Annotated in this window: 25 protein-coding genes and 1 pseudogene; 17 read left to right on the top strand and 9 right to left on the bottom strand. The window is 47.4% G+C overall.

Features of this window, described 5'->3' with window-relative positions; genetic code table 11:
• Nucleotides 1-244: 244 nt before the first annotated feature.
• From dnaK to QUB77_RS28030, 7 genes are all read left to right on the top strand, one after another.
• Nucleotides 245-2,398: a molecular chaperone DnaK gene (gene dnaK / locus QUB77_RS28060; protein WP_333179974.1), complete on the top strand. Its 2,154-nt coding sequence runs from the start codon at nt 245-247 to the stop codon at nt 2,396-2,398.
• A 132-nt stretch (nt 2,399-2,530) separates the two neighbouring features.
• Nucleotides 2,531-3,658, top strand: coding sequence for a molecular chaperone DnaJ (gene dnaJ / locus QUB77_RS28055; RefSeq protein WP_333179976.1), 1,128 nt, complete (start codon nt 2,531-2,533; stop codon nt 3,656-3,658).
• 291 nt (nt 3,659-3,949) lie between these two features.
• A complete protein-coding gene (locus QUB77_RS28050) occupies nt 3,950-4,240 on the top strand; it encodes a sulfurtransferase TusA family protein (RefSeq protein WP_333179979.1) in 291 nt (96 codons plus the stop codon).
• A complete protein-coding gene (gene rsgA, locus QUB77_RS28045) occupies nt 4,237-5,487 on the top strand; it encodes a ribosome small subunit-dependent GTPase A (RefSeq protein ID WP_333179982.1) in 1,251 nt (416 codons plus the stop codon). Before QUB77_RS28050 ends, rsgA begins: the two co-directional genes overlap by 4 nt.
• A 241-nt stretch (nt 5,488-5,728) precedes the next feature.
• Nucleotides 5,729-6,514: a MotA/TolQ/ExbB proton channel family protein gene (locus tag QUB77_RS28040; RefSeq protein ID WP_333179985.1), complete on the top strand. Its 786-nt coding sequence runs from the start codon at nt 5,729-5,731 to the stop codon at nt 6,512-6,514.
• A gap of 15 nt (nt 6,515-6,529) precedes the next feature.
• Nucleotides 6,530-7,261, top strand: coding sequence for a biopolymer transporter ExbD (locus QUB77_RS28035; protein WP_333179988.1), 732 nt, complete (start codon nt 6,530-6,532; stop codon nt 7,259-7,261).
• A 503-nt stretch (nt 7,262-7,764) separates the two neighbouring features.
• Nucleotides 7,765-7,962 carry an NblA/ycf18 family protein gene (locus QUB77_RS28030; RefSeq protein WP_006635253.1) on the top strand — a complete coding sequence of 66 codons (198 nt, stop codon included), beginning with the start codon at nt 7,765-7,767 and terminating at the stop codon, nt 7,960-7,962.
• A gap of 433 nt (nt 7,963-8,395) precedes the next feature.
• On the opposite strand, the gene QUB77_RS28025 is transcribed toward QUB77_RS28030, so the two are convergent.
• The 7 genes from QUB77_RS28025 to QUB77_RS27995 all read right to left on the bottom strand — a co-directional run bounded on the left by QUB77_RS28025 (nt 8,396) and on the right by QUB77_RS27995 (nt 16,512).
• A complete protein-coding gene (locus QUB77_RS28025; RefSeq protein WP_445251382.1) occupies nt 8,396-8,827 on the bottom strand; it encodes a hypothetical protein in 432 nt (143 codons plus the stop codon).
• A 98-nt stretch (nt 8,828-8,925) separates the two neighbouring features.
• Nucleotides 8,926-10,128: an anhydro-N-acetylmuramic acid kinase gene (locus tag QUB77_RS28020; protein WP_333179990.1), complete on the bottom strand. Its 1,203-nt coding sequence runs from the start codon at nt 10,126-10,128 to the stop codon at nt 8,926-8,928.
• A gap of 83 nt (nt 10,129-10,211) precedes the next feature.
• Complete coding sequence (locus tag QUB77_RS28015; RefSeq protein WP_333085120.1) at nt 10,212-10,943, bottom strand: PP2C family serine/threonine-protein phosphatase; 732 nt, start codon at nt 10,941-10,943, stop codon at nt 10,212-10,214.
• 415 nt (nt 10,944-11,358) lie between these two features.
• Entirely contained in the window at nt 11,359-13,125 is a 1,767-nt protein-coding gene (locus tag QUB77_RS28010) for an AarF/ABC1/UbiB kinase family protein (protein ID WP_333323600.1), read from the bottom strand.
• Nucleotides 13,126-13,236: 111 nt separating this feature from the next.
• Nucleotides 13,237-13,569, bottom strand: a complete 333-nt coding sequence (locus QUB77_RS28005) for a DUF6825 family protein (RefSeq protein ID WP_333179994.1) — start codon at nt 13,567-13,569, stop codon at nt 13,237-13,239.
• Nucleotides 13,570-14,089: 520 nt separating this feature from the next.
• Nucleotides 14,090-15,658, bottom strand: a complete 1,569-nt coding sequence (locus QUB77_RS28000) for a serine/threonine-protein kinase (protein ID WP_333179997.1) — start codon at nt 15,656-15,658, stop codon at nt 14,090-14,092.
• Between the two features lie 281 nt (nt 15,659-15,939).
• Nucleotides 15,940-16,512, bottom strand: coding sequence for a hypothetical protein (locus QUB77_RS27995; RefSeq protein ID WP_333180000.1), 573 nt, complete (start codon nt 16,510-16,512; stop codon nt 15,940-15,942).
• A gap of 239 nt (nt 16,513-16,751) precedes the next feature.
• Between QUB77_RS27995 and QUB77_RS27985 the strand changes: the two are divergent.
• From QUB77_RS27985 to QUB77_RS27960, 6 genes and pseudogenes are all read left to right on the top strand, one after another.
• Nucleotides 16,752-17,940 (top strand): annotated as a pseudogene (locus tag QUB77_RS27985) (RNA-guided endonuclease InsQ/TnpB family protein).
• Nucleotides 17,941-18,264: 324 nt separating this feature from the next.
• Complete coding sequence (locus QUB77_RS27980) at nt 18,265-18,879, top strand: hypothetical protein (RefSeq protein WP_333180006.1); 615 nt, start codon at nt 18,265-18,267, stop codon at nt 18,877-18,879.
• Between the two features lie 783 nt (nt 18,880-19,662).
• Nucleotides 19,663-19,968 (top strand): hypothetical protein, encoded by a 306-nt coding sequence (locus QUB77_RS27975; RefSeq protein WP_333180007.1) that lies wholly within the window; start codon nt 19,663-19,665, stop codon nt 19,966-19,968.
• Between the two features lie 121 nt (nt 19,969-20,089).
• Entirely contained in the window at nt 20,090-20,431 is a 342-nt protein-coding gene (locus QUB77_RS27970; RefSeq protein ID WP_333180010.1) for a hypothetical protein, read from the top strand.
• A 446-nt stretch (nt 20,432-20,877) separates the two neighbouring features.
• The gene (locus QUB77_RS27965; protein ID WP_333180013.1) at nt 20,878-21,570 is read left to right on the top strand and encodes a YqiA/YcfP family alpha/beta fold hydrolase; all 693 of its coding nucleotides are present in this window, start codon (nt 20,878-20,880) and stop codon (nt 21,568-21,570) included.
• A 32-nt stretch (nt 21,571-21,602) separates the two neighbouring features.
• The gene (locus QUB77_RS27960; RefSeq protein WP_333180016.1) at nt 21,603-22,310 is read left to right on the top strand and encodes an ROK family protein; all 708 of its coding nucleotides are present in this window, start codon (nt 21,603-21,605) and stop codon (nt 22,308-22,310) included.
• Nucleotides 22,311-22,484: 174 nt separating this feature from the next.
• On the opposite strand, the gene QUB77_RS27955 is transcribed toward QUB77_RS27960, so the two are convergent.
• The gene (locus QUB77_RS27955) at nt 22,485-22,769 is read right to left on the bottom strand and encodes a WGxxGxxG family protein (protein WP_333180018.1); all 285 of its coding nucleotides are present in this window, start codon (nt 22,767-22,769) and stop codon (nt 22,485-22,487) included.
• Nucleotides 22,770-22,952: 183 nt separating this feature from the next.
• Here QUB77_RS27955 and QUB77_RS27950 point away from each other — a divergent pair, with 183 nt between their 5' ends.
• Nucleotides 22,953-24,146: a histidinol-phosphate transaminase gene (locus QUB77_RS27950; RefSeq protein ID WP_333180021.1), complete on the top strand. Its 1,194-nt coding sequence runs from the start codon at nt 22,953-22,955 to the stop codon at nt 24,144-24,146.
• Between the two features lie 53 nt (nt 24,147-24,199).
• Nucleotides 24,200-24,595, top strand: a complete 396-nt coding sequence (locus QUB77_RS27945) for a VOC family protein (protein WP_333180024.1) — start codon at nt 24,200-24,202, stop codon at nt 24,593-24,595.
• 34 nt (nt 24,596-24,629) lie between these two features.
• Here QUB77_RS27945 and QUB77_RS27940 read toward each other — a convergent pair whose 3' ends face one another.
• Complete coding sequence (locus tag QUB77_RS27940; protein ID WP_333180026.1) at nt 24,630-25,208, bottom strand: hypothetical protein; 579 nt, start codon at nt 25,206-25,208, stop codon at nt 24,630-24,632.
• Between the two features lie 58 nt (nt 25,209-25,266).
• Here QUB77_RS27940 and QUB77_RS27935 point away from each other — a divergent pair, with 58 nt between their 5' ends.
• Both QUB77_RS27935 and QUB77_RS27930 read left to right on the top strand, forming a co-directional pair.
• Entirely contained in the window at nt 25,267-25,692 is a 426-nt protein-coding gene (locus QUB77_RS27935) for a DUF2358 domain-containing protein (protein WP_333180032.1), read from the top strand.
• A 165-nt stretch (nt 25,693-25,857) separates the two neighbouring features.
• Nucleotides 25,858-26,094: a fasciclin domain-containing protein gene (locus QUB77_RS27930; protein WP_333180029.1), complete on the top strand. Its 237-nt coding sequence runs from the start codon at nt 25,858-25,860 to the stop codon at nt 26,092-26,094.
• Nucleotides 26,095-26,162: the final 68 nt, after the last annotated feature.

The following is a 26,162-nucleotide window of genomic DNA, read 5'->3' as shown; positions in this document are numbered from 1 at the left end:
ATTCGGGGGCTCCCAGGTGGCAGACTCACCAACTTCTTAATTAAAGATGACTAAAAGCAGGTCAGCGCTTGATCCAAAAATTCTGAAAAATGTTTTTACCCGTCTTTGATATTGCTTTAGGACATAAAGTTTATTTCCTACAAATCAAGTCTGGGAATGCTTGTTTAAACAAGCTGAGTCGTTTTTCCTCCCCCAACCTGTAGTTGGAGGTTTCCAAACATCCCACAAAGTTTTATGAGGCGCTATGGGAAAAATTATTGGAATTGACTTAGGCACAACTAACAGTTGCGTAGCTGTGTTAGAGGGCGGTAAACCCGTCGTGATCGCCAATTCCGAGGGCGGCCGCACAACTCCGAGTATAGTAGGATTCGGCAAGGCGGGCGATCGCTTAGTAGGTCAACTAGCCAAGCGGCAAGCTGTAACTAATGCTGTAAATACTGTCTACAGTATCAAACGATTTATCGGACGGCGGTGGGACGACACGGAAGAAGAACGAGCGCGGACTCCCTATACCTGCATAAAAGGCAAAGACGATACCGTTAACGTCCAAATTCGGAACAAGGTTCACACTCCCCAAGAAATCTCGGCAATGGTACTCCAAAAGCTCAAGCAAGATGCTGAAGCTTATTTGGGACAAACTGTTACCCAAGCCGTGATTACAGTGCCAGCCTACTTCACAGACGCCCAACGGCAGGCTACTAAAGACGCCGGTACGATCGCGGGCCTAGAAGTCTTGCGGATCGTCAACGAACCGACGGCGGCAGCCCTTTCCTACGGGCTCGACAAGCAAAATATAGAACAGAAAATCTTGGTATTTGACTTGGGCGGCGGTACTTTCGACGTTTCGATCCTGCAACTGGGAGACGGAATTTTTGAAGTCAACGCTACCTCCGGTAACAACCATCTCGGAGGAGATGACTTTGACGACTGCATAGTCCAGTGGCTCGTAGAAGCTTTCCGCACTCAAGAAGGCAGTGACCTCTCACAAGACAAAATGGCCTTGCAGCGCCTCCGAGAAGCTGCCGAAAAAGCGAAAATCGAACTCTCCAACCGGGAATCCACCTCAATCAATCTGCCCTTCATCTCTTCTGACGAAAAAGGGCCAAAGCATTTGGAAATGGAACTCTCCAAAGCTCAGTTTGAAAAACTGGTGGCTCATTTGGTGCAAGCGACGATCGATCCGGTGACTCAAGCCCTCAAAGACGCAAGTTTGACCCCCAAAGACATAGACAGAATTATTTTAGTGGGAGGCTCAACCCGGATTCCGGCAGTTCAAAAGGCAATTAGCAAGTATTTTGGGGGCGTTTCTCCCGATAAATCGGTCAATCCCGACGAAGCTGTAGCGGTAGGCGCGGCAATTCAAGCCGGGGTGTTGGGCGGTGAAGTCAAAGACTTGCTCCTGCTCGATGTGACGCCGCTCTCCCTGGGACTCGAAACCTTGGGCGGGGTGTTCACCAAAGTAATCGAGCGCAATACAACTATTCCCACCAGTCGATCGCAAATGTACAGCACTGCGGCAGACGGGCAAACCTCGGTAGAAATTCACGTACTCCAAGGCGAGCGGGCATTGGTTAAAGACAATAAAAGTCTCGGCAAGTTCCTGCTCAAAGGGATTCCCCCAGCCCCCCGCGGCGTACCTCAAATCGAAGTTACCTTTGAAATCGATGCCAACGGGATTCTCAAAGTGGCTGCTGAAGACAAGGGAACCGGAAAAGAACAAAGCATCCAAATTTCCAATACAGGGGGATTGAGCGAAACCGAAGTCGAGCGGATGCGACAAGAAGCCGAACTTTACGCCGACGAGGACATCAAGCGCGCTCTACTCGTCGAGCTCAAAAATCAAGCTGACTCCCTCGTCTATAATTGTGGTGTAACTTTAAAAACCAACGCGCAACTGCTGAGTGACGAGCTCAAGGCCGAAGCGGAAACAGCCGCAGCAGCCTTGCGGGCAGCGATGACCAACCCCGACATCACAGTCGAAGAACTCACGCCCGCAATCGAATCTTTCAAGCAACTGCTATACTCGCTGGGGACAGCAGTCTACGACCAAGCCCGCAGCGGGGCAGCCCCGTCAGGATCTGTTGTTGAAAGCGAGATGATGTCAGAAGTAGAATCATCAGAACCAGAAGAGGTTAAAGCGGACGACGACAGTATTTTGCTGAAAGAAGAGCTGCAGGTGGCGCCGGAACCAAAGCCGGAACCAAAGCCGGAACCAAAGCCGGAACCAAAGCTGGAATCCAAGCCGGAATCCAAGCCGGAATCCAAGCCGGAGCGACAGTCAAAACGACAGTCAAATCCACAGTCAAATCCACAGTCAAGTCCACAGCCAAGTCCACAGTCAAAACAAAAACAGAAGGTTCCCGAACCAGAAGTTGATGATATGAATCCTTTCCTTTAAAACTGAAAAGCTAAAAATTAAAAGTTAAAAATTAACAATGAGAATTTTTGATTTTTAATCTGTAATTTCAGGAAAGGTCGCCCGTTTTTTTTTCGTACACTTTTTGTTATTTACCTCCAGGCAAGCAGCTCTATGGCCGGTGATTACTATGAAATATTAGGCGTTTCTCGCAGCGCAGACAAAGAAGAAATTAAGCGTGCTTACCGCCGCCTAGCTCGCAAGTACCATCCAGATGTCAACAAAGAATCCGGTGCCGAGGAGCGGTTTAAAGAAATTAACCGCGCCTACGAGGTACTCTCAGAACCCGAAACTCGCGCCCGTTTCGACCGTTTCGGCGAAGCAGGCGTCAGCGGTGCAGGCGCACCTGGGTTCCAAGACTTTGGTGACAGCTTTGCCGATATTTTTGAAAGCTTCTTTCAGGGCTTTCAGGGAGGTGTCGGCCAACAACAGCAAGGTCGCAGGCGCAGCGGGCCGGTGCGCGGAGACGATTTGCGCCTCGATTTGCGGCTCGATTTTCGGGAAGCAGTGTTTGGTGGGGAAAAAGAACTCCGCATCAAGCATCTAGAAACCTGCGAAACTTGCACCGGGACTGGCGCGAAACCGGGAACCAGACCCCAAACTTGCTCGACTTGTACCGGCAGCGGTCAAGTCCGACGCGCTACCCGCACTCCTTTCGGCAGCTTTACTCAAGTTTCAGTTTGCCCCACTTGCAACGGCACCGGGCAAGTGATTGAGGATAAGTGCGAAACTTGTGGCGGCCGAGGCCAGAAAGAGGTGATGAAAAAGCTGAAAATCACAATTCCGGCTGGGGTTGACAACGGTACTCGTTTGCGCGTTTCCAATGAAGGGGATGCCGGCAAACTGGGCGGGCCGCCCGGAGATCTTTACGTGTTCTTGGCGGTGAATGAAGATCCGCTATTTAAGCGCGACGGGACTAACGTTAGCTCGGAAGTTAAGATTAGTTATTTGCAAGCAATTTTGGGATGCCGGTTGGAAGTCGAAACTGTAGACGGGCCGACGGAATTGTTGATTCCTAGCGGAACTCAGGCGAATACTGTTCTAACTTTGGAGAAAAAAGGGGTGCCTCGGTTAGGAAATCCAGTCAGTCGCGGGGATCATTTGATTACGGTGTCTATTGACATTCCGACTAAGGTGACGGCTGAGGAACGGGAATTGCTGATGCAGCTTGCTAAGCTGAAGGGCGATCGTACCGGTAAAGGCGGTATAGAAGGATTTCTGGGCAATTTGTTTCAGAAATAAGCAATTTTTGACACCCATAGGTGTCAAATTTTCCTGTTTGAGGATTCCCCGGCAATTTGTTTTAGTATCGGTCAAAAAATTGTTTGCAATTGCTCAAAAAAATCTCAGGTGGCACGCTTCCTGGGCATTGCGTCTCAGCAGCGCTCAAAAAAGTGAGCGCTCTTGCGCTCACTTTTTTCAGAAAGAATAATAGTCTGTGTCTAATTGGACACAAAATTTTAGATTCTCCAGTTTCCAGGCAACTTGTTTAAAAAACTAAGGCTTTCAGGATTTGAGATTGCAAAAAGCATTATGAATTCAACATCGAAAATTGAAAATCCCAAATCCCCAGATGCCAAAATCGATCTGCGGGGTACTCCCTGTCCTCTGAATTTTGTTCGCACTAAACTGCGCTTGGAGCAAATGGCACCGGGTGCTGTTTTAGAGGTGTGGCTGGATGCTGGGGAGCCGATCGAACAAGTACCCGATAGTCTCAAAATGGAAGGCTACCAGATTCTTGAAACGCAATTTGTCGCGGATGAGCCGGAGTCGGGCTTTTTTTCGATGAAAGTGCAGCGCCCAGAAGACCAGGAAGCCGGATGAGCCTGAATTCACCCTCGATCGTGGGTACTGTAATTGCGGTTCAGGCTAACTTCTACCAAGTGAGGTTAGATCCTGCAGTCTCGATTGACGGGAAAAATGCCCCCCTTGCTGATTCTCCGATTCTCCTGTGCACTCGTCGCACTCGACTCAAAAAAATTGGCCAACAGGTGATGGTGGGCGATCGCGTGGTGGTAGACGAACCGGACTGGACTGACCGCCGGGGAGCAATTTCTGAAGTCTTTCCGCGCCAAACAGAACTCAACCGCCCGCCTGTAGCTAATGCCGATCGCATTCTCCTCGTTTTTGCCCTCGCCGAACCCGACTTAGACCCCGCATCATTAACTCGGTTTTTAGTCAAGGCCGAATCTACAGGTTTAGAAGTGAGTTTGTGCCTGAACAAATGCGATTTGGTAACTTCCTGGGAGTTGGAACAGTGGCGCGATCGGCTTTCCGGCTGGGGCTACGAACCAATGTTTATTAGCGTCCGCAGCGGTGCAGGAGTTCAGGAAGCTCCCGCTAATGGTCAAAATCTAATTTTTGCGTCGGAACCGCATTTCAATGACTTAGCAGAGAAAATAGAGCCATCTCTGCTGAGTTCTGAGGATAACCCCCAACTGCCAAATTCTGTCAAAGCGTTACATCCGTTAAACCCCGTACATAGCCCGTTGCCGAACTTGCTTCTAGACCACCTGCAAGGGAAAATAACAGTAATTTGTGGCCCTTCTGGGGTTGGCAAGTCCAGCTTGATCAACCAACTGATCCCGGCCCTGAACCTCCGAGTGAACGCTGTTTCCGGCAAACTCGGCCGCGGGCGCCATACGACTCGCCACGTCGAACTATTTGAACTCCCCGGTGGCGGACTTTTGGCCGATACTCCGGGCTTTAATCAGCCGGCTCTCGAATGCGATCCCTCAGAGTTAGCCGAATATTTCCCAGAAGCGCGCCAGAGGCTAGCTTTGGGTAGCTGCCAGTTTAGCGACTGTTCGCACCGAGACGAGCCTAACTGTGTAGTGCGGGGCGCTTGGGAGCGCTATGAGTATTACTTGCAGTTTCTCGAAGAGGCGATCGTCCGCCAACAAGCTCTGCAAAACTCCAGCAGCGCCGAATCGAGTTTGAAGCAGCAAACCAAGTCGGATGGTACGCAGCATTACGAACCGAAGCTGCAGACTAAAAAATATCGCCGCTCTTCCCGCCGTCTTCAACACCAGTCACTCCAAGATATGTGTCAAGACTTAGAGGAATTGTGAGGAAGTCGCCGCCCCTCGCCAGTAGGCACTAGAAAACAGTACCAAGACTTACCCAGAAACCGGGTTTCCTCGACGAAAATACTTCGTTGCACCCCGATGCCCCCCTCGCAAAACCGGCGTTATTTAGTCGCGAGTGCGTAAGTCCTGAGTACATTAATAGCTAAAATTAAATGGCCTTAGATTTGTTAAAAAAAGTAGAACAGAAGCAAAAGTTAGCGGGTACTGCAGGAGCAAAAATATTGTGAATATTCAAGAACTGTTTCAAAAAGGCGGCCCCGCCATGTGGCCCCTGTTGCTGTTATCGATTTTATCTTTGAGTACAATTATCGAGCGCTTGTGGTTTTGGGCGAGCCTCCTGAGCAAAGAAAAGCAGATAGTTAACCGCATTCTGGAAGCGGCTCGCAGCGATTGGGGGGCGGCTAACGAGATTGCCAGACAAGCTAACCGACAGCCGATCGGGCGATTTCTTTCTGCACCGCTGCGCCTGTACAATCCTGAACCCGATTTATTTCGACTCGCACTCGAAGCTGCTGCCGATGAAGAGTTGGCTTCGATGCGTCGCGGTGACAAAATCTTAGAAGCTACGATCGCTCTAGCCCCTTTGCTGGGCTTGCTGGGAACAGTTCTGGGGTTGATTAACTCGCTCAGTTCTATCCGTCTGGGCGACATCGGGACGGCGGCAACAACAGGCGTAACTTTGGGGATTAGCGAGGCGCTGATCACGACGGCTACTGGGATGGTGGTAGCAATTTTTACCTTGGCGTTTTATCGGATATTTCAAGCTTTTTTGTTCAACCAGGCAAAAATATTTCGCAAAGCTGGAAATGAACTGGAATTGCTGTACAGGCAATACTGGCCTGCAGCTAATGCTAAGGGTCGATTGCCCGGTGCAGAATACAGCAATTCTTCTTTTGGTGCAGATGGTTTGAACAAGCGTTCTCTCAATTCTCAAGATGAGCGAGAACGGAATCGAGAGCCAAAATTGAAAGGTTCCGATCCGGCCGAAGATTCACCTTCTAATAATTAGAACTAAGGAGAACTGATGAAGATTCACTTAGATACTCCTGCTGAAGAGGCTCGGATAGAACTGGTGCCTTTAATTGACGTGATCTTTTGCATTCTGACGTTTTTTCTCCTGGCGGCTTTGCAACTGACTCGCCAGCAAGCCATTAATGTCGATTTGCCTAAAGCGAAGACTGGACAAACGCAGATGCGAGAGATGCTGATTGTCAGCATTGACGATTTCGGGCAAACTTATATCGACCAGTTGCCTGTTAATTACCAACAGCTCGATCGAGTTTTAAAGAGTTTCCAAACCCAAAATCCTACGGGGTTGATCGTGCTGTACGCTCCTCAAAATGCTAGATATGCCAAAGTTGTCGAGGTTTTAGACAAATTGAGAGAGGTAGGGGGCGATCGAGTTGCCCTGGCCACTCTTCCTAGTTCGGCTCCTTCCCCATTGCCCAATCCCTCACTTCCGAATTCTGGAATTCCTGCTGCACCTGCGATCGGCAATTCCGGTCAACCTCTCCCTTCTCCTGTGCCTCCGGGGCAGCAACAGTTCAATCCCAGTCAGTTTCAGTCCCCTCTCCCGGCTCCACAGCAGCAGCAGCAGTTCAATCCCAATCAGTTTCAATCTCCTCTCCCGGCTCCACAGCAGCCTAGTAACTCTGGGGCTAATTTGGGTATTCCTCCTGTTTCGCCTGCACCCGCTGCTCCCAATTTTAGACCCGGAGCGGCCACTCCACCGCAGGATGGCGGGCCCTCGAATTAGTTAGAAGGAATAAGGTTCGGCAACGGATTGTGTAACGGATGTAACGGATGTAACGGATGTCCGTCGGAAGAAGGGAGAAGGAAGAAGGGAGAACAGAGAAATAGAAATTTTCCCAATCTCCCCCTCTCCTCATCTCCCCCTCTCCCCATCTCCCCATCTCTCCATCTCCTCATCGCGGAGAGAATCTCCGCCGGATTTGGTATAAACGGCTTCAATTCTTTTGGTTCGTACTGAGCCTTTTTTCTCTTGACAAGTAGATACACTTGTATATGCCTGCGGAAGGAACTTTTGCAGACATCTCGCCATCTCTATCCCTAAGTAAGTTATTTCTTAGGACAGAGGGTAATTTTGTCAAATGATTGTTACCTTTTGTAATATATACTAAAGCGATATGAGCCATCGGGCATCCCGAAACCAACGGTCGATCGCTGAAACAACTTACAAATCTGGTTAATCCAGGTGTTCACTTTTAAGTCACCTTTACTTACAGAGGAGTCAAAGTCATGAGCCAACCAGCAGAATTGTCTTTGGAACAGCAATTTAGCCTGTGTTCCTTCAAAACACAGGTAAGTGACATGAGCCGCGAACAAGCTCAGGAGTTTTTGGTCAAGCTTTACGAGCAAATGATGCTACGAGAAACCATGTACCGCCATTTTCTGAAACACCACTGGGGTTTAGAACCTAACCCAGGCGTTGAGTAACCAAGAGTCGCAGTCGGCGACCTCCGTCTCTTACTCTGTTCCCTCATGCGGAAAGGAGTTGGGGGTGATGGGGCGTCACTCGAAGACAGAAGCTAGAAGACCTGTGTGGAGAGTTGAGGAAAATTGGACAGTTTCTTTGTGGATTTCACTTGAATTGCGGAATCGAGCTAAGCAGTTTGTCGCTCGACACTACCGGAGAGCGCCAATATAATTTATCGCGCCTCGACTCAAAAATTGGATAATTATTAATAATAAGTGTTAATTTTTTAACCCATTAAAATTTTTAACAATTTAATATATTTGTCTTTAGTTGCAGCGGATGAGCTTTGACAGCAATGGCGCTAGTCGGACATCTGAGCGCGACCTCCGACTAGCAAAACCTTCAATTTTCACATCAAACCCTAGAACTCGCAAATCTGGACTCTAGAAAGAGTTATTCCCCCTGACGTTCGAGAGTTGCTTCCATTGTACTCGTCAGGTAATGACCAGACATGATACCGCTAGATTGGTAGTAGCGGTTGTCATCAACCCGGTGAAGGGTATCAAAACCCGTCCGCCGCTGGCGTTCGTCTCCCAATACCCAATAACGCTGGACGATCGACTGGGGAGCAATCCAACCTTCGCCCTCGACGCGGGCGAGTTCGCTGTGTTGGAGTACAAAAGTATACTGCCGTTCATCGCTGTTGAGGTGTCCTCGATACTGCAAAATAATCTCTTCGCGATCGCCTCCAGGAAATACGAGCTTTGTCACCATACTGAACCAATCTGTTCGGTTCCAGCTCACTAAAGTTTTGCCTTTAACCGTAATTGGCACGCCATTGCGCTCAATCCAGCTTCCTTCGAGCGTCCATTGGCCAGATTCCATTAAAAACGTGTGAGCCACAGTGCTGTTCCTATGCTTTTCCTGCTGGCTACAATGCTGGTGCAACAACGCACAGCCGTTGTCCCTCAGACTCTATGCTATCACGCCCAACTGTGCCAACAAGAGTTAATTTCTCCTAAAAGTACCGATGTCCGGGCACCAGTAACTTGAGGCAGATTGCCGGGAATGCCCCGAACCCGCCATGCGGCTAAAACCGCGAATGCGATCGCCTCTTTAAAATCTACATTCAAGCCTGCCTCAGAAGTAGTCACCACTTGCACTGGATGCAATTGAGATTGCAATCGGCGTTTTAAGTAGAGATTGTGGCTGCCGCCCCCGCATAGTAAAACTCGATCGGGCATAGCCGGTAAAAAAGTTTGGTAACTGTGAATGATCGAGGCAACAGTCAGTTCTGTCAGAGTAGCCAGCACGTCAGCAGGACTGAGGTTGTAACCTTGGGCCTCGACCAAACACCTGTCAAAATAGTCTACACCAAATAGCTCTCGCCCCGTTGATTTCGGCGGTGCTTGGCGGAAGAACTCTGATCCGAGCCAATCCTCGACTAAAGCTTGACAGGGAGTTCCCGATGCCGCCCACGCTCCACCTTCGTCGATCGTCTTAGTGCCGCCTGAGAAGTGCTGCACTGCCAAATCTAACAGGGAATTCGCCGGCCCTGTATCCCAGCCCGATATGCCATCCCCAAGACTGAAAATCTCAGATTTGTCATTGCTTCCCCCTTTTCCTCTTGCCGGAAGATAGGTAACATTGCCAATTCCCCCCAGATTTTGGATGCAGAGGCTGATGTTGGGTTCCGCCAGCAGGCAGGCATCAACTATGGACACTAAGGGTGCTCCTTGACCCCCTGCAGCAATGTCTGCAGAGCGAAAGTTACTGACAGTAGTAATTCCTGTCAATTCCGCAATTAGCGCGCCCCGCCCGAGTTGCAAGCTGTAGCCCATTAACGCACCGGCGCTGTCTTTGGGCGCTTTGCCAGCAGGTCGGTGGTAGACGGTTTGACCGTGAGAGCCGATTAATTCCGCATTATCATATTCTGCTTGAATTGTCAATGCCGCTGTGGCAAATTCTTGGGCGATGGCATCATCTAATTGGGCTAGTTCAGCCATTGACAAAGCTGAACCACTGCAAACCGAGAGAATTTGCGATCGCAAATTAGCAGGATAAGGGAAAGTCTTGCCTGCCACCAATTGCACTTTCAAGTCTGTTTGGGAACCGACCACATCCACCAAAGCAGCATCAATGCCATCCACCGACGTGCCGCTGATCAAACCAATAACACGGGTCATTCAATTTTAGATTTTAGATTTTAGATTTTAGATTGTTCAATTTTTCGATTTTAGAGGGTAGGCTGCGATCGGGCGATCGAATATTATTTGAGGTCGATCGTCACAATCACCACAGTAATATTATCGCGTCCCCCTTTCTCCTTAGCTGCTTGAATCAAAGCATTTGCAGCGCCCTCGCAGGCGCGAATCGACTTCAGAGGCGAAGCAATCAAAGGATCGGAAAGTTCTTCAGTCAAGCCATCGCTGCAGAGCAGCAAGCGATCCCCAGGCTGCACGTCCACCGGCAAAATATCTATCTCCCGCAAATCATCGCGGCCCAAACACTGGGACAAAACGTGACGCCAAGGATGAGTGCGAGCCTGATCCGGAGTTAGAGCCTTTCTTTTGACAGCCTGAGCCACCCAAGTCTGGTCTTCAGTAATCTGTTCCAAGCGAGATCCGTGCAGTCGGTACAAGCGAGAGTCCCCGATATTAGCGCACCAGGGTCGGCCCTCATCCCTAAACATTAGAACCACAGCCGTAGTTCCCATATCAGCACGCTCCGGGTGGTCGAGCTGATCCGTCAAAATTGCTTGATTGGCAATTAAAAAAGCCTTTTCCAACAACAGCGGAGAATCCTCTGGCCCTTCCCAATGTTCGAGCAAATAAGATTGAATCGCCTGAGTCGCAATCCGGCTGGCTTCTTGACCTCCGGCGTGTCCTCCCATTCCATCGGCCACTATGAAAAATCGCCCATCAGAGTCTATGTAGTACGAATCCTGATTTACGGAACGAACTAGCCCTGTGTCTGTCTTACCTGCGAAAGAGCGTTTCATAGATTGGGTGATTGGACTCATCGAACTTGAAAGCTTGATTTAATGGAGGTGCGATTTTTTATTCCAAAACTTAAATCCCGAACAAACTTGAAATTCTGCTGCCCGCGATCGCGAGTTTTGGAAAAATTGCACTTCCTTGACCTCATATTGTAGATCGTTTGATGGTAATCCCATCTTAAAATTTCGGTAAATCCAGTAAATTAAGCAGCACCTGCAAAAAAAACTGGATTTCTACCCAAAATTAGAGGTTTCGCTGGCCGCAACTCTAGGCAGCAACTGGGTTTTTAGCCTCAAAGGGCGTAAATGTTGTAAATTTCAGCAATCTGTGGTCAGCCAGCCAAAACTTAACATTCGATGTCAAATTTGGGCTGGCGAGAAATCTCAAACCTGAAATTTCCAATCCCAAATTGCACAATTATGACATCCTGTCTAAACGATCGATCCGCTTGAACAAACGCATAAGAGCAAACCCTGCACCCGCCGCCAGCACAGCCACAGCGACAGCCGGCCAGACTTGATTGCTGACAAACAAAATTGTCGCCGACAAAGTAAAAGCACTCATCAGCAAAGCATAATTCGTGCCCATTTGAGCGCTACTCATGCGACGGAGCAAGCGCTCTGTTTCGGCAGAACGGACGCGAATCCGCAAATCTCCCTGTTCGAGTTTATCAATAGTCTCCTCAATCCGGCGGGGCAAACCCAAAGCACTCGAACTCACCTGAGCCGCCTGACGGCCGATTTCGTTAAAAATGCTGCTACTGGTATCATGGCCATTTCCATTAGTCATAAGCTGCATGGCAAAAGGTTGTGCCACCTCCATAAAGTTGAACTCGGGATCTAAACCGCGGCCCACCCCTTCGATGGTGGAAAAAGCTCGCATTACAAAAGTAAAAGTAGCTGGGAATCGGAAAGGTTGGTTGTAGGCAATATCGTAAAGGTCGTCGGTAATCGCGCTCACAGACTGATTTTCAAAAGGCTTGTCCATGAAATTGTCCAGCATATACTGGATGCTGCGGCGCACCGGACTCATATCACCCGTAGGCACCAAAGCTCCCAAATTGATCAGAGAATCCATAATCCGCTGTCCATCCTTGGAAGCAATGCCGTAAAGCGTCTCCATCAGTCCTTCGCGGACGTTCGACTGGATTTGCCCCATCATGCCAAAATCGTAGAAAATCAGACAACCGTCAGCACTAACAGCGATGTTGCCGGGGTGTGGGTCAGCGTGGAAAAAGCCGTCGTTGAGCAACTGGCGCAAATAAGCTTTTGCCCCCAACTGAGCGATTAATTTACGATCGATACCGGCAGCTTCCAAAGCTTCGTAGTGGCTGATTTTAATCCCTGGCAGGTATTCCAAAGTCAGCACTCGCGGAGCCGCGTACCGCCAATAAACCCTTGGCACCCGCACCCAGTCACAGTTGCTAAAATTCCGGCGAAAAGTATCAGCATTGCGGCCTTCATGGAGATAGTCAATTTCCAGCCACAGAATGCGACAGCATTCCTCATAAATCCCCATCCAATCTCGGCCGCGGCCCCACTTAGGATGGTTTTGAAAGTAGCGGGCAATTCCCTTAAGAATTTGCAAATCGATCTCGAACAGTTTCCGCAGTCCCGGTCGCTGTACCTTGACCACCACTTCCGGGCCCGAATGCAGTTGAGCTTTGTGTACTTGACCCAGACTGGCAGCAGCCAGGGGCACTGGGTCAAAGCTGCGATAGAGTTCTTGAACTGTCTTGCCCAAATCTTGCTCAACAATTACCTCTAACTGCTCGTAGCTGAAAGCAGGGACTTTATCTTGCAGCTTAGAAAGTTCCTCCACAAACTCTGCGGGGAACAAGTCGGCGCGGGTGGAAAATAACTGCCCAACTTTAATGAAAGTTGGCCCCAAATCCAAGAGTGTTTCTCGAACCCAGATAGCTTGAAAGTGGCGTCTGGCAACTTTCTTTTCTTCAGTCACGCCTCCCCAGTAGCTCCAATTTTTGCTGTCGAGCCAGAGGGAAGCCAGCCAGAGCAAGACAAAGGCCCAAATGTCGAAGAAGCGCCGCTTCCGGGAGTATTTTTCGCGATTCCAGCGATAAGCTTTACTTTTGTAGGATTTACTAGCAGTTTTTGGCTCATCGGCTTCGCCAGTGTGCTTGGGGGAGCGCTGGCGATTAACAGAGTCATCAAGGAGAGCAGACACTTGGGTTCCCAAATTGCTTATTTTATGTTGTTGCTTTGATTGAAAGTAGGAGCGCAGGAGCGCAAAGCAATGCGCTCACGTAGTAAATAATAGTTGTGGTCGAATCGATCGCTAGGGCAAACTGCTGCGGTAGCGCTGCAATTCCGATCGCACCAGAGCCACTTCGGCGCGCAGCTCGTCAATAGTCGCTTGCAACTCGGCAGGATGGATGTCTTGAATGGTGGTGGTGCTTGCAGTGCCAGTTCTGGTCTGCATCGCCTCATCCGAAGCTCGATTTGCCCGTTCCACAACTCGATCTGTGAACTGCCGCAGGCGTTGTCTTTGTTCTGCGTCAAATTTGCCGAGTTCAGAGAAAGCGTTGGTTGCTGCGCTTTCTAATTGCTCGTACAGTGCTTCGGCAAGTGCTCTGCCTACAAAAAAAGCATGAACTGGGGGTTTACTCATAAAAAATCTCTGTGCGCTTCCGCAACAAATTATAACTTGCTTGTCCCCAATGATGCTTGCTCCCAAAGGAAGGAAGTTTGGGGGAATTGACACTCGCAGCCCGAGTGTCGGGGATGGGATTGTTGAGAGTTAGAAGAGTCTAACGCGCCACGGCTTAGCACAAAAGCCTCGCTTACACTGGCTCAAATTCGAGGTTGGGGTTGCTTTGTACCACAATGTTTGCAGCTTGGCAGTATTAATACGCGACATCACACCACCTCAGCGCCGCGCACATATTCTAACATAATTTAAATCCAAATAGAAAACAGTCCTGCATTTTTTTGCGGGCATTTAGATTGCCGAGGGAATAGGAAATATTCGATAAACTCAAACAGCTACTGTTGGGATTTTCCGATTATACCGAAGTTTTTGGAAGATAGTCGTTGGCTAGGTAGGGCCTTATTATCTCCACTACTGAGCGGATATTTGCTGACTCATAAAACCAAGTATTTGTCCGCACTTTGAACCAACAAAAACCCTACTAATTTGTCGCAGGTTCGGGAAAAGGTATCGTGGGATCTGCCACAGGGGGTGGTGAATCAGGTGCGATCGAACTATCTGAATTGTTGGCACTGCTGCTCGGTATCGCAGGCTCAGGCGATCGCTCGATCGGCGAGGCTATTACTGACGGCGCGGATTCCGACGACGGCCAGGTTTCAGCGCTAGCACTCCCAGGGGCAGGCGAAGCGGGTGCGGCGGGCGGTTCTGCAGGCAGGGGCGCAACTTCCGGTACTGGTGCGGCTTCTGGTTGAGGCTCTGGCTCGATTTCGGTTTGAGGCTCTGGAATGGGGGACTCAGAAGGCTCCTCTGCGGGTTCGGGCGTCGGCGATGGCTCAGGTTCCGCTTCTGGTTCTGGGGCGGGAGTTTCCTGGCTTAGAGACTCAGAAGGTTCTGCGCTAGTTTCTGAGGGATCTATCTGTTCGGGAATGTTGCTGCTTTCTAAGGGGGGTTTGGGACGCTTGTTGAGTTCGATCGGGTAGAGAGGGCTGCTTTCGACAGATGGCTGCCCGAACATCGGCCCTGACAAATCGCGGGATTTGAGCAAATCTTCGAGAGATGGGAAGGATTCAATTTTGGGACGATTGCTGAGACTGGTGGTGTTGTAGTGAGATGCTAGGTCAAAACCCATCCAGCCTGCAATTGCAGCCGTGACCACAAACGCCACAAAAGTCAACTGTGGCGGGGGAGGTGCGGGCAATCTTAGACTTTGCTTGCCTTTTCTTTTTACTGATACTCGCTCTGTTTCTTGCAGCATGGTGAGCCAATTTTCGACTGTCTGAGGGCGGTTGTGGGGGTCGATTTCGAGTCCCTGAAAGATGGCTCGCTCGATTCCTGGGCTGAGGTTGGGCTGAAATTGCCGTAACTCAGTCAAGGGAATACGATCGCGCAGGGGTGCTGCTACGGGCGCCACGCCGGAGAGTAAGTAGTATAGGGTGGCGGAGAGCGCGTAGATGTCAGTGGCCGGTGTACATTTACCGTCATAGAGGTATTGTTCGATCGGCGCGTACCCTGGGGAGAGCAAGTTAGTGTGGGTTTTTTTGGTGCCGACGGTAAAGTCGCGGGCAATTCCGAAATCTATTAACATTACTACGTGAGAATCGGCTCGCCGGATAATATTTTCTGGATTGATATCTCCGTGCAGCAATCCGCTGTGGTGCACTGTACTTACGGCTGAGGCTATTTGCCGAATATAGTGCAGGGCCTGGGCTTCTGGCAGCGGCTGATCGGTTTCGACTATTTGGGCGAGAGTTTGGCCCGGAATGTAGTCCATTGCAATAAAAGACTGTCCGGCTTCTTCAAAAAAGTCGATTACCCTGACTATGTTGGAATGCTGACACCGCGACAGGCGTTGGGCTTCGGCAATAAACTGCTGCTGAAATTTGGCAGAGTCTGGGTGTTGGCGCAGACTTTCGTTGAGGGTTTTGAGTACGACGGTTTGGTTTAAATGGGTGTGGATAGCTCGGTAAGTGATGCCGAACCCTCCTATGCCTAAAGTCGCGTTAATTTTGTATTTGCCCTGTTGCAGGACTGTTGCTGGCGCTAAGTTCATCTTTAGTTGATGCCGTTTCCCAAACTATGCTACCGCCTTTGGGTTATTTCGCAGAGTTAGGGGTGAGGTTCGATCGATCGGCGCCCTAGTTTGAGCTTTAGCTCTGCTATATCTTTTATCTTGGCATCCCCACGTCATTTTATTTGTAGTAGGTATTATGAAACTTAACGCTCCGGCTTTCCAACAATAAAAATCCCGCTCTTGTGGAACGGGAAAGCCATCAGGGTGCATCTATAATTTTATCTGACTCTAACTTATGGGGGGTACAACCCCTCATTGTTTTAGCAAGTCTTTAAAATTAGCCACTTTTTGTAAAGATTTAGGTTTAATCTTGACTTACGATCAATTTTATGATTTATAAAATTGCCGCATCGCGATCTTGAGCTTGGGAAATTGAGAGGCTCCGGTATGAAGACACACTCGATTCTTAAATAGACCAGAATCTGACCTTCAAAGGCATTGTCGCGGATGCTTTTACCCGTGCGAGCGTGTTTCACCAGCATCTCTTTTTCAAACTTACCAGAACACACCCGCACAAAGGCGATGCGGCGGCGTTTCGGGTCCATGTTTGCCTGAAGCTTGAACACACACCCGGTGAATTCTGGGTAGGTGGGCAATACTTCACCTAAGCTGCTTTGGTAAGCTTCTGGCTTGGCCGCGTAGTCCATCAAGGATTGCAAGAAAAGTTCCACCGCTAAGTTATGCAAGGTTAACACTGCGGCCATCATCAAAGGTAAACCGAGTATCGGCGACCTTAATCCCAACTGGTCATAGCCTAGTTGGTTATAGACTAGGGGAGAGAGAAATTCTTGCAATCTGCCTGCGATCACTTCATTTGAGGCGACCTGGTACATTCCGATGGCGAATATGATCTGGATTTATAGTACGTCGTTTTCCCTGTTGCTTCCAGAGTCACACCTTAGAGAGCAGATTACCTTTTTGGCTCAGATGAAGTTGAGGCGAGCGGCATAAAATGACCAGAGAAATGGGTACAAGCCTCCCCCTTCTAGGGGGACTTTCAATGAAGATGTCTTAAGTGAGGAGTCTGAATAAACAAGCTCCTATTTATTCAGAGTCGCTGTATAATGGTTGTATGTTGAATCTAACCTACGAGTACAAGCTCATTCCCACCAACGCGCAACGCGAAACATTCGACCAGTGGCTGAACATCTGTCGCAAGGTCTATAACTTTGGGCTGCGGGAACGGAAGGATTGGATCAATTCTCGCAAGTGTGATATCAACTCGTGCAGCATCAAACAGGAATACATCATCCCTGCCGATGCACCGCGTCCAACCTTTGCCCTTAGCGTGCAAAACACTGGCCCAAGCAAAGAAGTCAATCCCCGAATTGAAGCTCCCTCACACCCATGTCTTGCAGCAAGTGTTGCGCCAGTTAGAGGTGGCGTTTGTGGCAAGGTGGGATCGCGGGCACGGCTTTCCTAGATTCAAAAAGCGGATGCGCTCATTTGTGTTTCCTCAATTGAATCTAGAATCTGTTAAGCGCTTTAATGGCATCCATTGGGTCAACTTGCCCAAGATTGGAAGCGTCAAAATGCACCTATCGCGGCCAATCCCTGAAGGCTTTGAGGTCAAGCAAATTCGCGTTGTGAAACGGGCATCTGGCTACTGGGCCATGCTCACTTTACAATGTGATGTGGAAGTGCCTCAAGTCTCGGCATCAGGGCATGGATTGGGGATTGATTTAGGGCTAGAACATTTTTTGGCAACGTCTGATGGTGAATTGATTGATAGACCTCGATTCTTTGTGGGTGGACAACGCAAGCTTAAATCGCTGCAACGTCAACTGAAACGGAAGAAGAAAGGCTCTAGGAAATTTCGTCAGCTTCACCATCAAATTGCCAAACACCACGAGTACATCTCGAATTCTCGGAAAGACTTTCACTTTAAGACCGCTCATCATTTGTGCGATGGAGCCGAGACCGTCTTTGCCGAGGACTTGAATCTCAAAGCCATGTCAGCCGAGATGCTGTGTAAGCACACCCTAGATGCGGGGTTTGGGCAGTTTCTCAACATTTTGAGTCATATCTGCTTTAAGCGAGGTGTGTACTTCGCCAAGGTAGATGCTCATGGTAATAGCCAGACCTGCCCAAAGTGCCAAACCCATACAGGTAAAAAGGAACTGTCTCAAAGGGTGCATAAATGTCAAACGTGTGGCTATGAAACGAATCGAGATGTTGCAGCCGCCCAAGTGGTTTTGCAGCGTGGATATACAGCGGTGGGGCACATCGCAGTGAATTTTGGGGAGGGCAAGCTACATTAGTAGTCCCCATGAACCAAGAATCCCCTCGCCTTTAGGCAGGGGAGTTGTCAAAAAGAGGCATCGTCTCGGGGTTAATCTTGAGACGGCAAATGGCTCAAACCTTGTAAATAAAAAGGTTGTAAGCATTCTCCAAACATTTGTAGCCGATAGCCCTCGATGCTTCAATCGCTGTTGGCGTTACACACCAAGGCCAGGAGGCAAGCTCAAGTTCTCCGAAGAGGGGAACTTGAGCTTAAGTTGTCACACATGGGGTCTTCTTGGTAACGAGAAGCGATCGATTAGCAATTAGCAGCAATTAATAATTACTTATTCTTTGGTTTGAAAATGTCTGTTAAACAATCACATTACGAGACTTTACTAGCAGAGTACACCGAATCTTCGGCCGCGATCGCTCTGCTGAAAAAATATCGGGTTTACATGGAAATGATTCCGAGTATCCGCCGCGCCCATGAGAGTTTAATCACCATTCCTTTGCCCATTGCGCGCTTGCGAGACGGGGTTTCTTATGCCGGAAGCAGCGGCACTAGCATATCGCCCGGACAGGCAGTTGGTTTGCCCTGCGATTTGGCTATTTTGATGTGCGATCCTGAATGGAAAGTTAAAATTGGAGTGGAAATTTTGATTTTCATTCATCGTCCGGGCGAAGAGTTTTCTGAGTTGCTCGGCCGCTGGCGGCAGTCTCAGGTTTGGCTGGATAAAGGTTACGAATGGGTGATGCCACACCGCTACAGACATATTTACAGCGATGAAGCTGAGGCTGTTCATCCGCTATTTGTTTTGTTTGACGAAACGTCGGAATTGATTCAACGGGGGTTGATGGCGGCTGGTTTGCCGTTTGTGGTGGAAACTTTCGAGTCTGGCAGTGAGGAAGTAGAGGAGGAAGAGTTTCTGGGTAGCGGGGAACTCGGAAGTATTGGTGAAGAGAGTGTTGATTTTTAGGGTGGTGCGATCGCACATAGCCATCCTATTGCTTGAAATAAAGTAGATTTTTTTTTCATCACCTAGTATGCTAAAAATACAATTAAAAACAGAATTTCAATAAAAAATATTATATAAAACACTGACATCAAGTGTTGACAATAATTCGGACTATTTTTAAATAAAGATGCGATGCCTTCGGCAAGCAACGCTTACGCAATACACCAGAGAAGTTAAAAAAGTGAGTGCAATCTGAACCCAAAATAAACAGAAAAAAATGCCCTGTTTTCGGTTAAGCTATAAAAACACACAAGCTCAACAGATTGTCTTATGAATATTATGCAATCCATTTTACAACAAATGCCAGGGATTGGTCAACCCCAAAAGAAGTTTTTAATCACTTTATTCTCAACTATTTTGCTAGTAAGAAGGCCAGATAAACTTCACGAATCTCAGTCGTTATAGTTATTTAAGCGAAAAAAACTACCGTCGTCACTTTCTCAAAAGCTTTAACTTTCCACAATTTAATCTATATTTTCTCGAAAAAGCCTTAAATCCTGAACACACAGTCATTACTGTTATTGATCATGGGTAACAAGTTAAGCTAAGAAAGCATTTGTCAATCAGCAATTATGCTCAACATTTACTCGGATTTTGGGCATAAAACTGAGATTTGGGCGAGCGTGCGATCGTGCCGAGGGTGATATTTATACCTACTCCCTCTCAAATCGTAAATTTTCCACTCCTAAAAAAGCAGTTTTTTTGAGTAATATTACTGATTGACAAATGCAATGAAGTCTTAACTTGTCACCAATGGTTATTGATTGTTATTTTTTAAGAAAAAGTGGCAAAAAAGCTGACGGTAAGGCTTACTTTTATAATGGTGGAGCGGGTAAATCGGAACAGGGGTTGGAAATTTATGTAATTTATATTGTCGAGATTGAGAGTCGTTTATCTTATAGCTTAAGCGTACAACAAACTACCTCACGCCCTCCCATAAAGCCGGTGAAAAAACTGCCCCAAAAGCCGCATAAGAGCTGGTCAAAAAAATCTCGCAAACAACCGGACTCTCAAAGCTCAAAGCCTGATATTACAACACTTGATGACTAGGCACAACATTTGAATAATTCTCGTTGTTTCTGACCAACTTCTGTACGTTATTTGGTGGCTGATGGCTATTATTATCGCTTTAAATTCTGGGAGGCGGTGCGGGAGTTAAATTTAGACTTTATTGGCAAGCGAGCGAGTTGATGTTAACTTACGCTATCTCTATACAGGTGAACAAAAGAAACTGGGTGTTCCTCGAAAATATGATGGTAAGGTTGAGTGCCAAGATATGAGTCGTCTAAATATTTTTAAATACATAAAACCGGGAGTTTCATTATATACATTAGTAGTCTGGAGTGGTTGTTTGAATTGCCAAATTAGTTTGGCTTGTATCTCTGAGGCTCAAGCCAATGGTCAAATCAAAAATGCTTTATTATTTAGCAGTGATATTGATTTACTGCCTGAGCAAATTGTTGAATATTATCAGGCTCGTTTCCAGATGGAATTTATTTTTCGTGATCCCTAGCAATTTACGGGATTTTCGGATTTTAAAGCTCGTCATTTACACGGCTTGATTTTCATTTTAATGCCAGTCTTGTTGCTTTAACATTCGCCAAAAATTAACTCTCTAGTTGTCATTCATCTGCCAAGTCATTTGTATTTTCAATGGTTTCTTATAAAGGTATGGAATTCAATAAACACCTACTTTGTACCTTTATTGATAAATTAGAGTTAGACCCGGATTAGATTTTAAATCACCCTAACCTTCCTTCAGTCTTGTCTTAGGGTAGTCGGGCTGCTTAAAAACGGTTCGGAGTATAGTCTAAAAGCATATAATTTAAATCCCTGCAACTCCTGAATCTCTTCCGAATATCAGTATATATTTTCTTTGAGTTAATGTCTTAAGCTTTTTAATTAATAACTCATATTAAATTAAAATAATTAGTTGTGAACTCTAATAAAATTTTCTGGATGAATCTACCGAACAATTCGAGTTACATTTATTTACACGGATTTGCTTCAAGTCCCGATTCAGCGAAGGCTAAATATTTCCGAGATCGCTTTTCTTACCTAGGAATTGACCTAAAAACTCCCGATCTCAATCAAAACGACTTTTCGGGGCTCACTCTCACTCGTCAATTAAATCAAATAGAAACAGACTTTTTGTCAACCGAATCCTCTCAATCTCCCACAGGAAATGTAAAAAATATAGGGGGAATTACCATAATTGGGTCTAGTTTTGGGGGACTGACAGCAGCTTGGTTGGCCCAGCGACAATTGTCAGTAAAGCAAATAGTTTTGTTAGCACCGGCTTTTGACTTTATCTGCCACTGGCTGCCACTGTTGGGACAGCAACAGTTAGAAAAGTGGCAGTCTGAGAAATATTTGCCCGTTTACCACTACGGCCAACAGCGTTATCTGCCACTGAATTATCAGTTTTTGGCAGATATGGGTCAATACCCTGAAGAAAAATTAATGCGGTCAGTCCCTACGTTAATCCTTCACGGTCAGCATGATACAATAATACCGATTCAAGCTAGCAGAAATTTTGCCGCTAACCGTCCCTGGGTGCAATTAATCGAATTAGAAGACGATCATTCTTTGGGAAATGTCCTAGCGGAAATTTGGGAAGCGATTCAAAAGTTTTGCCAATTCAAACATTAAAATTTGACCAACTTGCAAGTCTCAAAAATCAAATGACTGAACAAGATCGATCGACTCGCACCTTAGCCGTTGACATTGGCGGAAGTGGCATCAAAGTTATGGTTTTTGATCATGAAGGCCAACCCCAAACGGAACGCAGCCGTTTAGAAACGCCTCAACCACCGAAACCTGAACCCGTACTAGAGGCGATCGCCTCTTTAGCCAGCGGACAAGGGGAATTTGACCGAGTATCCGTCGGTTTCCCAGGCGTCGTGCGTCTAGGCGTCATCAAAACAGCAGTGAATTTAGATCCGTCTTGGATAGATTTTGACCTAGAAACTACTCTCAAAGATCGCTTGGGAAAACCTGTGCGAGTGGCTAACGATGCCGATATTCAAGGATTGGGAGCAATTGCTGGGATGGGGGTAGAAGTAGTAATTACTCTTGGCACCGGTTTTGGTTCTGCCTTATTTGTCGATGGTATCTTGGTGCCAAATCTAGAGTTAGGACATCACCCGTTTCGCAAAGGGGAAACTTACGAACAGCAATTAGGGCGATCGGCATTAGATACCGTCGGTTCCAAAAGATGGAATCGCCGTCTGGAAAAAGCACTCGCCTATCTGCAAAATCTCTTTAACTGCGATCGCATTTACATCGGCGGCGGCAATACTAAAAAGATTGCTTTTGAGTTACCGCCACAGGTTAAAATAGTACCAAATGTGAGCGGTTTATTGGGCGGGATTGCTTTGTGGCGTGATTGAGTAAACTTGGTGGAAAAATGCCCATCAATATCAAAGAGACCGGATTTTTGGCTCGGATTAAAGGTAATAATCCAGTCTTTCAGTAAAAAACCCGGTTTCTGAACCCACCAATGTTGATTTGGTTTTTGGCTTGGGGGGTAGCGGAGCCCTCGAAGAGGATCGCCGTTTAAACAATTATTCGCCCATTGGATCGCGGTAGCGTTTGGGTTCGTCCTTGCGAAACAGATTAGCCAAACCGAGGATGCCCAACAAACCCAAAGCACCCCAATGATTGTTGTCTTCCTTGCTTTCTTGAAGGGGAGTTGTGTCTAAAACAACTCCATTAGAATCAGTATTATTCTGTGCCGGAGCTGACTGCGTTTGAGCTGAGGCAGGCATAGCTGAAGGGAGAACAGCCAAACTCAAAGCTATTAGCGTAGCAGCGGTATTTTTAGATAGATCGGAAGGCTTGACTTTCATAGTGGGTCTCCAAATATCAGCAGTTACTTTATCAAAAGTATCAATTTGCCACAGCCGACGCATCAATCGATCGACAGAAACTAAATCCCCCCTCTCCTCTTGCTTTCGAGATAGAACAAGCTCTATGCTAAGTTCAGATGCTTCTAAGCAGATTATCTAAAATAAAAAGTCGTAAACTATACCATGCTTCCCTTTATCCGAAAAGATTTAGCCGAACTTACCGCATACACTCCCCATCCGGGCGGCGCGTCAGGAGAACCAGCGCCCTCGGAAAGTGCGATCGATCGCCTCGATACCAATGAATGCCCCTACGACTTGCCAGAGGAATTAAAAAAAAAGCTAGCTTGGACTTACCAGCAGTTAATTGAGACAAATCGCTATCCCGACGGAGGCCACGCAGCCCTCAAAGAGGATCTCGCCCAATACGTCAATGAATCAATCACAATCCCCCCGCTAGGGGGGGTTACACTGCCAAAAACCGCCATTACAGCAGACAATATTTCTGTTGGTAACGGTTCCGACGAACTAATTAGATCGCTCTTAATAGCTACTTGTTTAGGTGGGCAAGGCTCTATTTTGGTAGCGAATCCCACCTTTTCGATGTATGGAATAATAGCCCAAACCCTCGGCATTCCAGTTGTAAGTGTTCAGCGGAAAGAGGAGAATTTTGAAATCGATATCGAGGCGGCTAAAAAGGCGATCCTCTCCGAGGGCTGCGCTAACGGGCAAAATCAAAATCCCCCGGTGCGCGTCGTCTTTGTCGTTCATCCCAATTCTCCCACAGCCAATGCTTTGACAGCAGATGAAATAGAATGGTTGTCAACTTTACCCGAAGAGATATTAGTAGTAATTGACGAAGCTTATTTTGAATTCAGCCAACATACTTTAGCAGACCAATTGCACAACCACCCGAATTGGATAATTTTACGCACATTTTCTAAAGCATTTCGACTAGCCTCAATGAGAGTCGGATATGCGATCGCCCATCCCGAACTCGCAGCCGCCTTAGAAAAAATCCGCCTCCCCTATAACCTTCCCAGTTTCTCGCAAACTGCAGCCGAGTTAGCCTTAGCGCAGCGGCAGTTATTGCTAGCAACCATTCCCGAAACTCTATCAGAAAGAGCCAAATTAATTGCAGCGCTAACTCAGCATCAAAAACTGCAAGTTTGGCAGAGTGCGGCTAACTTCGTCTACCTGCGGGTGAAAGCCGGCGATGGCGAATCTGCCGAACAGGAACACAAACAAATCATGCAGCAGCTAAAAGATCGAGGTACTTTAATTCGACATACTGGAGGAGGTTTGCGAATTACGGTGGGTAGCCCGGAGGAAAATCAGCGAACAGTCGATCGAATTGGAGAAATTTTTGACAACTCATAATATTCGGTATCCAATTTCTGCTTGACACAAAAATAACTTTGGAGAAGATATATATGCTTCAAGGAAAGGTTGTACGAGTTGCTCGTCCAACGGATTGCCTCGATCGAGTTGTTCATTTTTACACAGAGGGTTTAGGGCTGCAAATCATCGATAGTTTTGAAAACCATGAAGGTTTTGACGGAGTAATGGTTGGAATGCCAGGAGAAAGCCACCACTTTGAATTCATCCATCAACGGGGACATATTGTAGGTGGCGCTCCAACTCAAGACAATCTTATCGTCTTTTACCTTCCTAACCAACAAGAATGGCAGCAGGCTGTTGAGCGAATGAAAGCAAAGGGATTTGAGCCTGTCAACTCCTACAATCCCTACTGGGACAGAGATGGAGTGACCTTTGAAGACCCAGATGGCTATCGAGTCGTTTTGCAGAATGCCGAGTGGAACTTGTAGCAGCACGATCGCAGCATAAGGTATCTACACCAATTTATAACTGATCATTTCCTTGCCGTGCTGTGCGAATGGTTTGGGGAAATACGCCTACTAAAAGTGCCAAAGCTTCATCGGGAATTTGTGCAACTGTTTCCGAATCCAAATATTGTTCAAACTGAGTTAAAACCATTTGTGCGCGTTCCAAAGCTGCCGGCTTTGCCGTTAACTGTTCCATTAACCGCACCCACTGCCGCCGAATTCCCAAAGCTTTCTGTATTTCTTCGGGAGATTGAGGGCAAACCAAACAAAAATCGCCCACGGGAATTACCTGCTGAGAGTCAACCTCAAAAGCGCCGCCAACGGCAGCCCCAGGCCCGGCAAACTCCGCGTGGAAGCGTTTAATCAAAATTAGACCGTTCCGGCGACGGCTATCTACCATCAACAGCTTGCCGCTGTTGATTTCTGCGAGAATGTCAGAGGAGTGGGGGTGTTCTGTCAAATCTGTGCCAAGGTTTCGATGTCGCAAGTCCGGGTCAGCAGAAAGGCCGAGGCGGACAATATAATTAGAGGTAATATTAGAGCTGGATGAAGTATCAATTTTTTGCTCCTCCCGCTGCCGATCGAGATTATTCATTTAAAGTTATAAATTAATACTGTCACAAGGTGGTAGTTTGAGCGCGATCGAATATCAAATGCAGGTAGAACAAGCAGTAGACACCCTGAAAGCGGATCTCCCGACGCTTTTTGAGAAAGACATCTCCTACGACATCTACACAAAAGATGTTTATTTTCAAGACCCTGTTAACAAATTTAAAGGAAAAATCAACTATCGCATTATCTTTTGGACTCTGCGATTTCACGGGCAGCTATTCTTTAACGAGATTTACTTCGACCTGCACGACGTAGGTCAGACAGCACATGATACTATTGTGGCAAATTGGACTGTTCGCGGGACACTGCGGGTTCCCTGGAAAGCTCGGATTTTTTTTAATGGCTACTCTACTTATAAACTGGATAAAGACGGCTTAATTTACGAACATATCGACACCTGGGACAGAGAGCCCGGGGAGATTTTAAAGCAGTTTTTCCGCAAGGGGGAGGAGGCGACCCAAGTATAAGCCAAAAAGGTCGATCGCGCCGAGCCATCAAGACCGGCGACCCAACTAACTTACCATAAGTAAAATAATCATCATCCCTTCGATTCATTTTCTGCTATTTGTAAATTGCTAAAATGATCGTCGCCCCAGATTTATTTTCTGCTATTTGCACTCCTGAAAAACATCATGGCTGATATTGTCGAGACTGCCACCAATGCCGGTTCTTTCAGAACCCTCGTGACTGTTATTGAAGCGGCTGGTTTGTTAGATTTATTGCAAAGTCCGGGCCCCTACACGGTCTTAGCACCAACTGACGAGGCATTTGCCAAAATTCCTACGAACACTATTACGTCTTGGTTGGAGGACATACCCAAGCTCAAGAAAATTCTGACTTATCACATTCTGTTTGGTGAGGTACTATAGTCATTTCAAATAAATGTGAGACAAATGCAAGATGATGTAAAATGAAGAAAAATGGTTAACTCGGAGCT

Source organism: Microcoleus sp. AT9b-C3, from assembly GCF_036705485.1.
Lineage (GTDB): Bacteria > Cyanobacteriota > Cyanobacteriia > Cyanobacteriales > Microcoleaceae > Microcoleus.
This window is presented reverse-complemented; position numbering and strand designations above follow the sequence as displayed.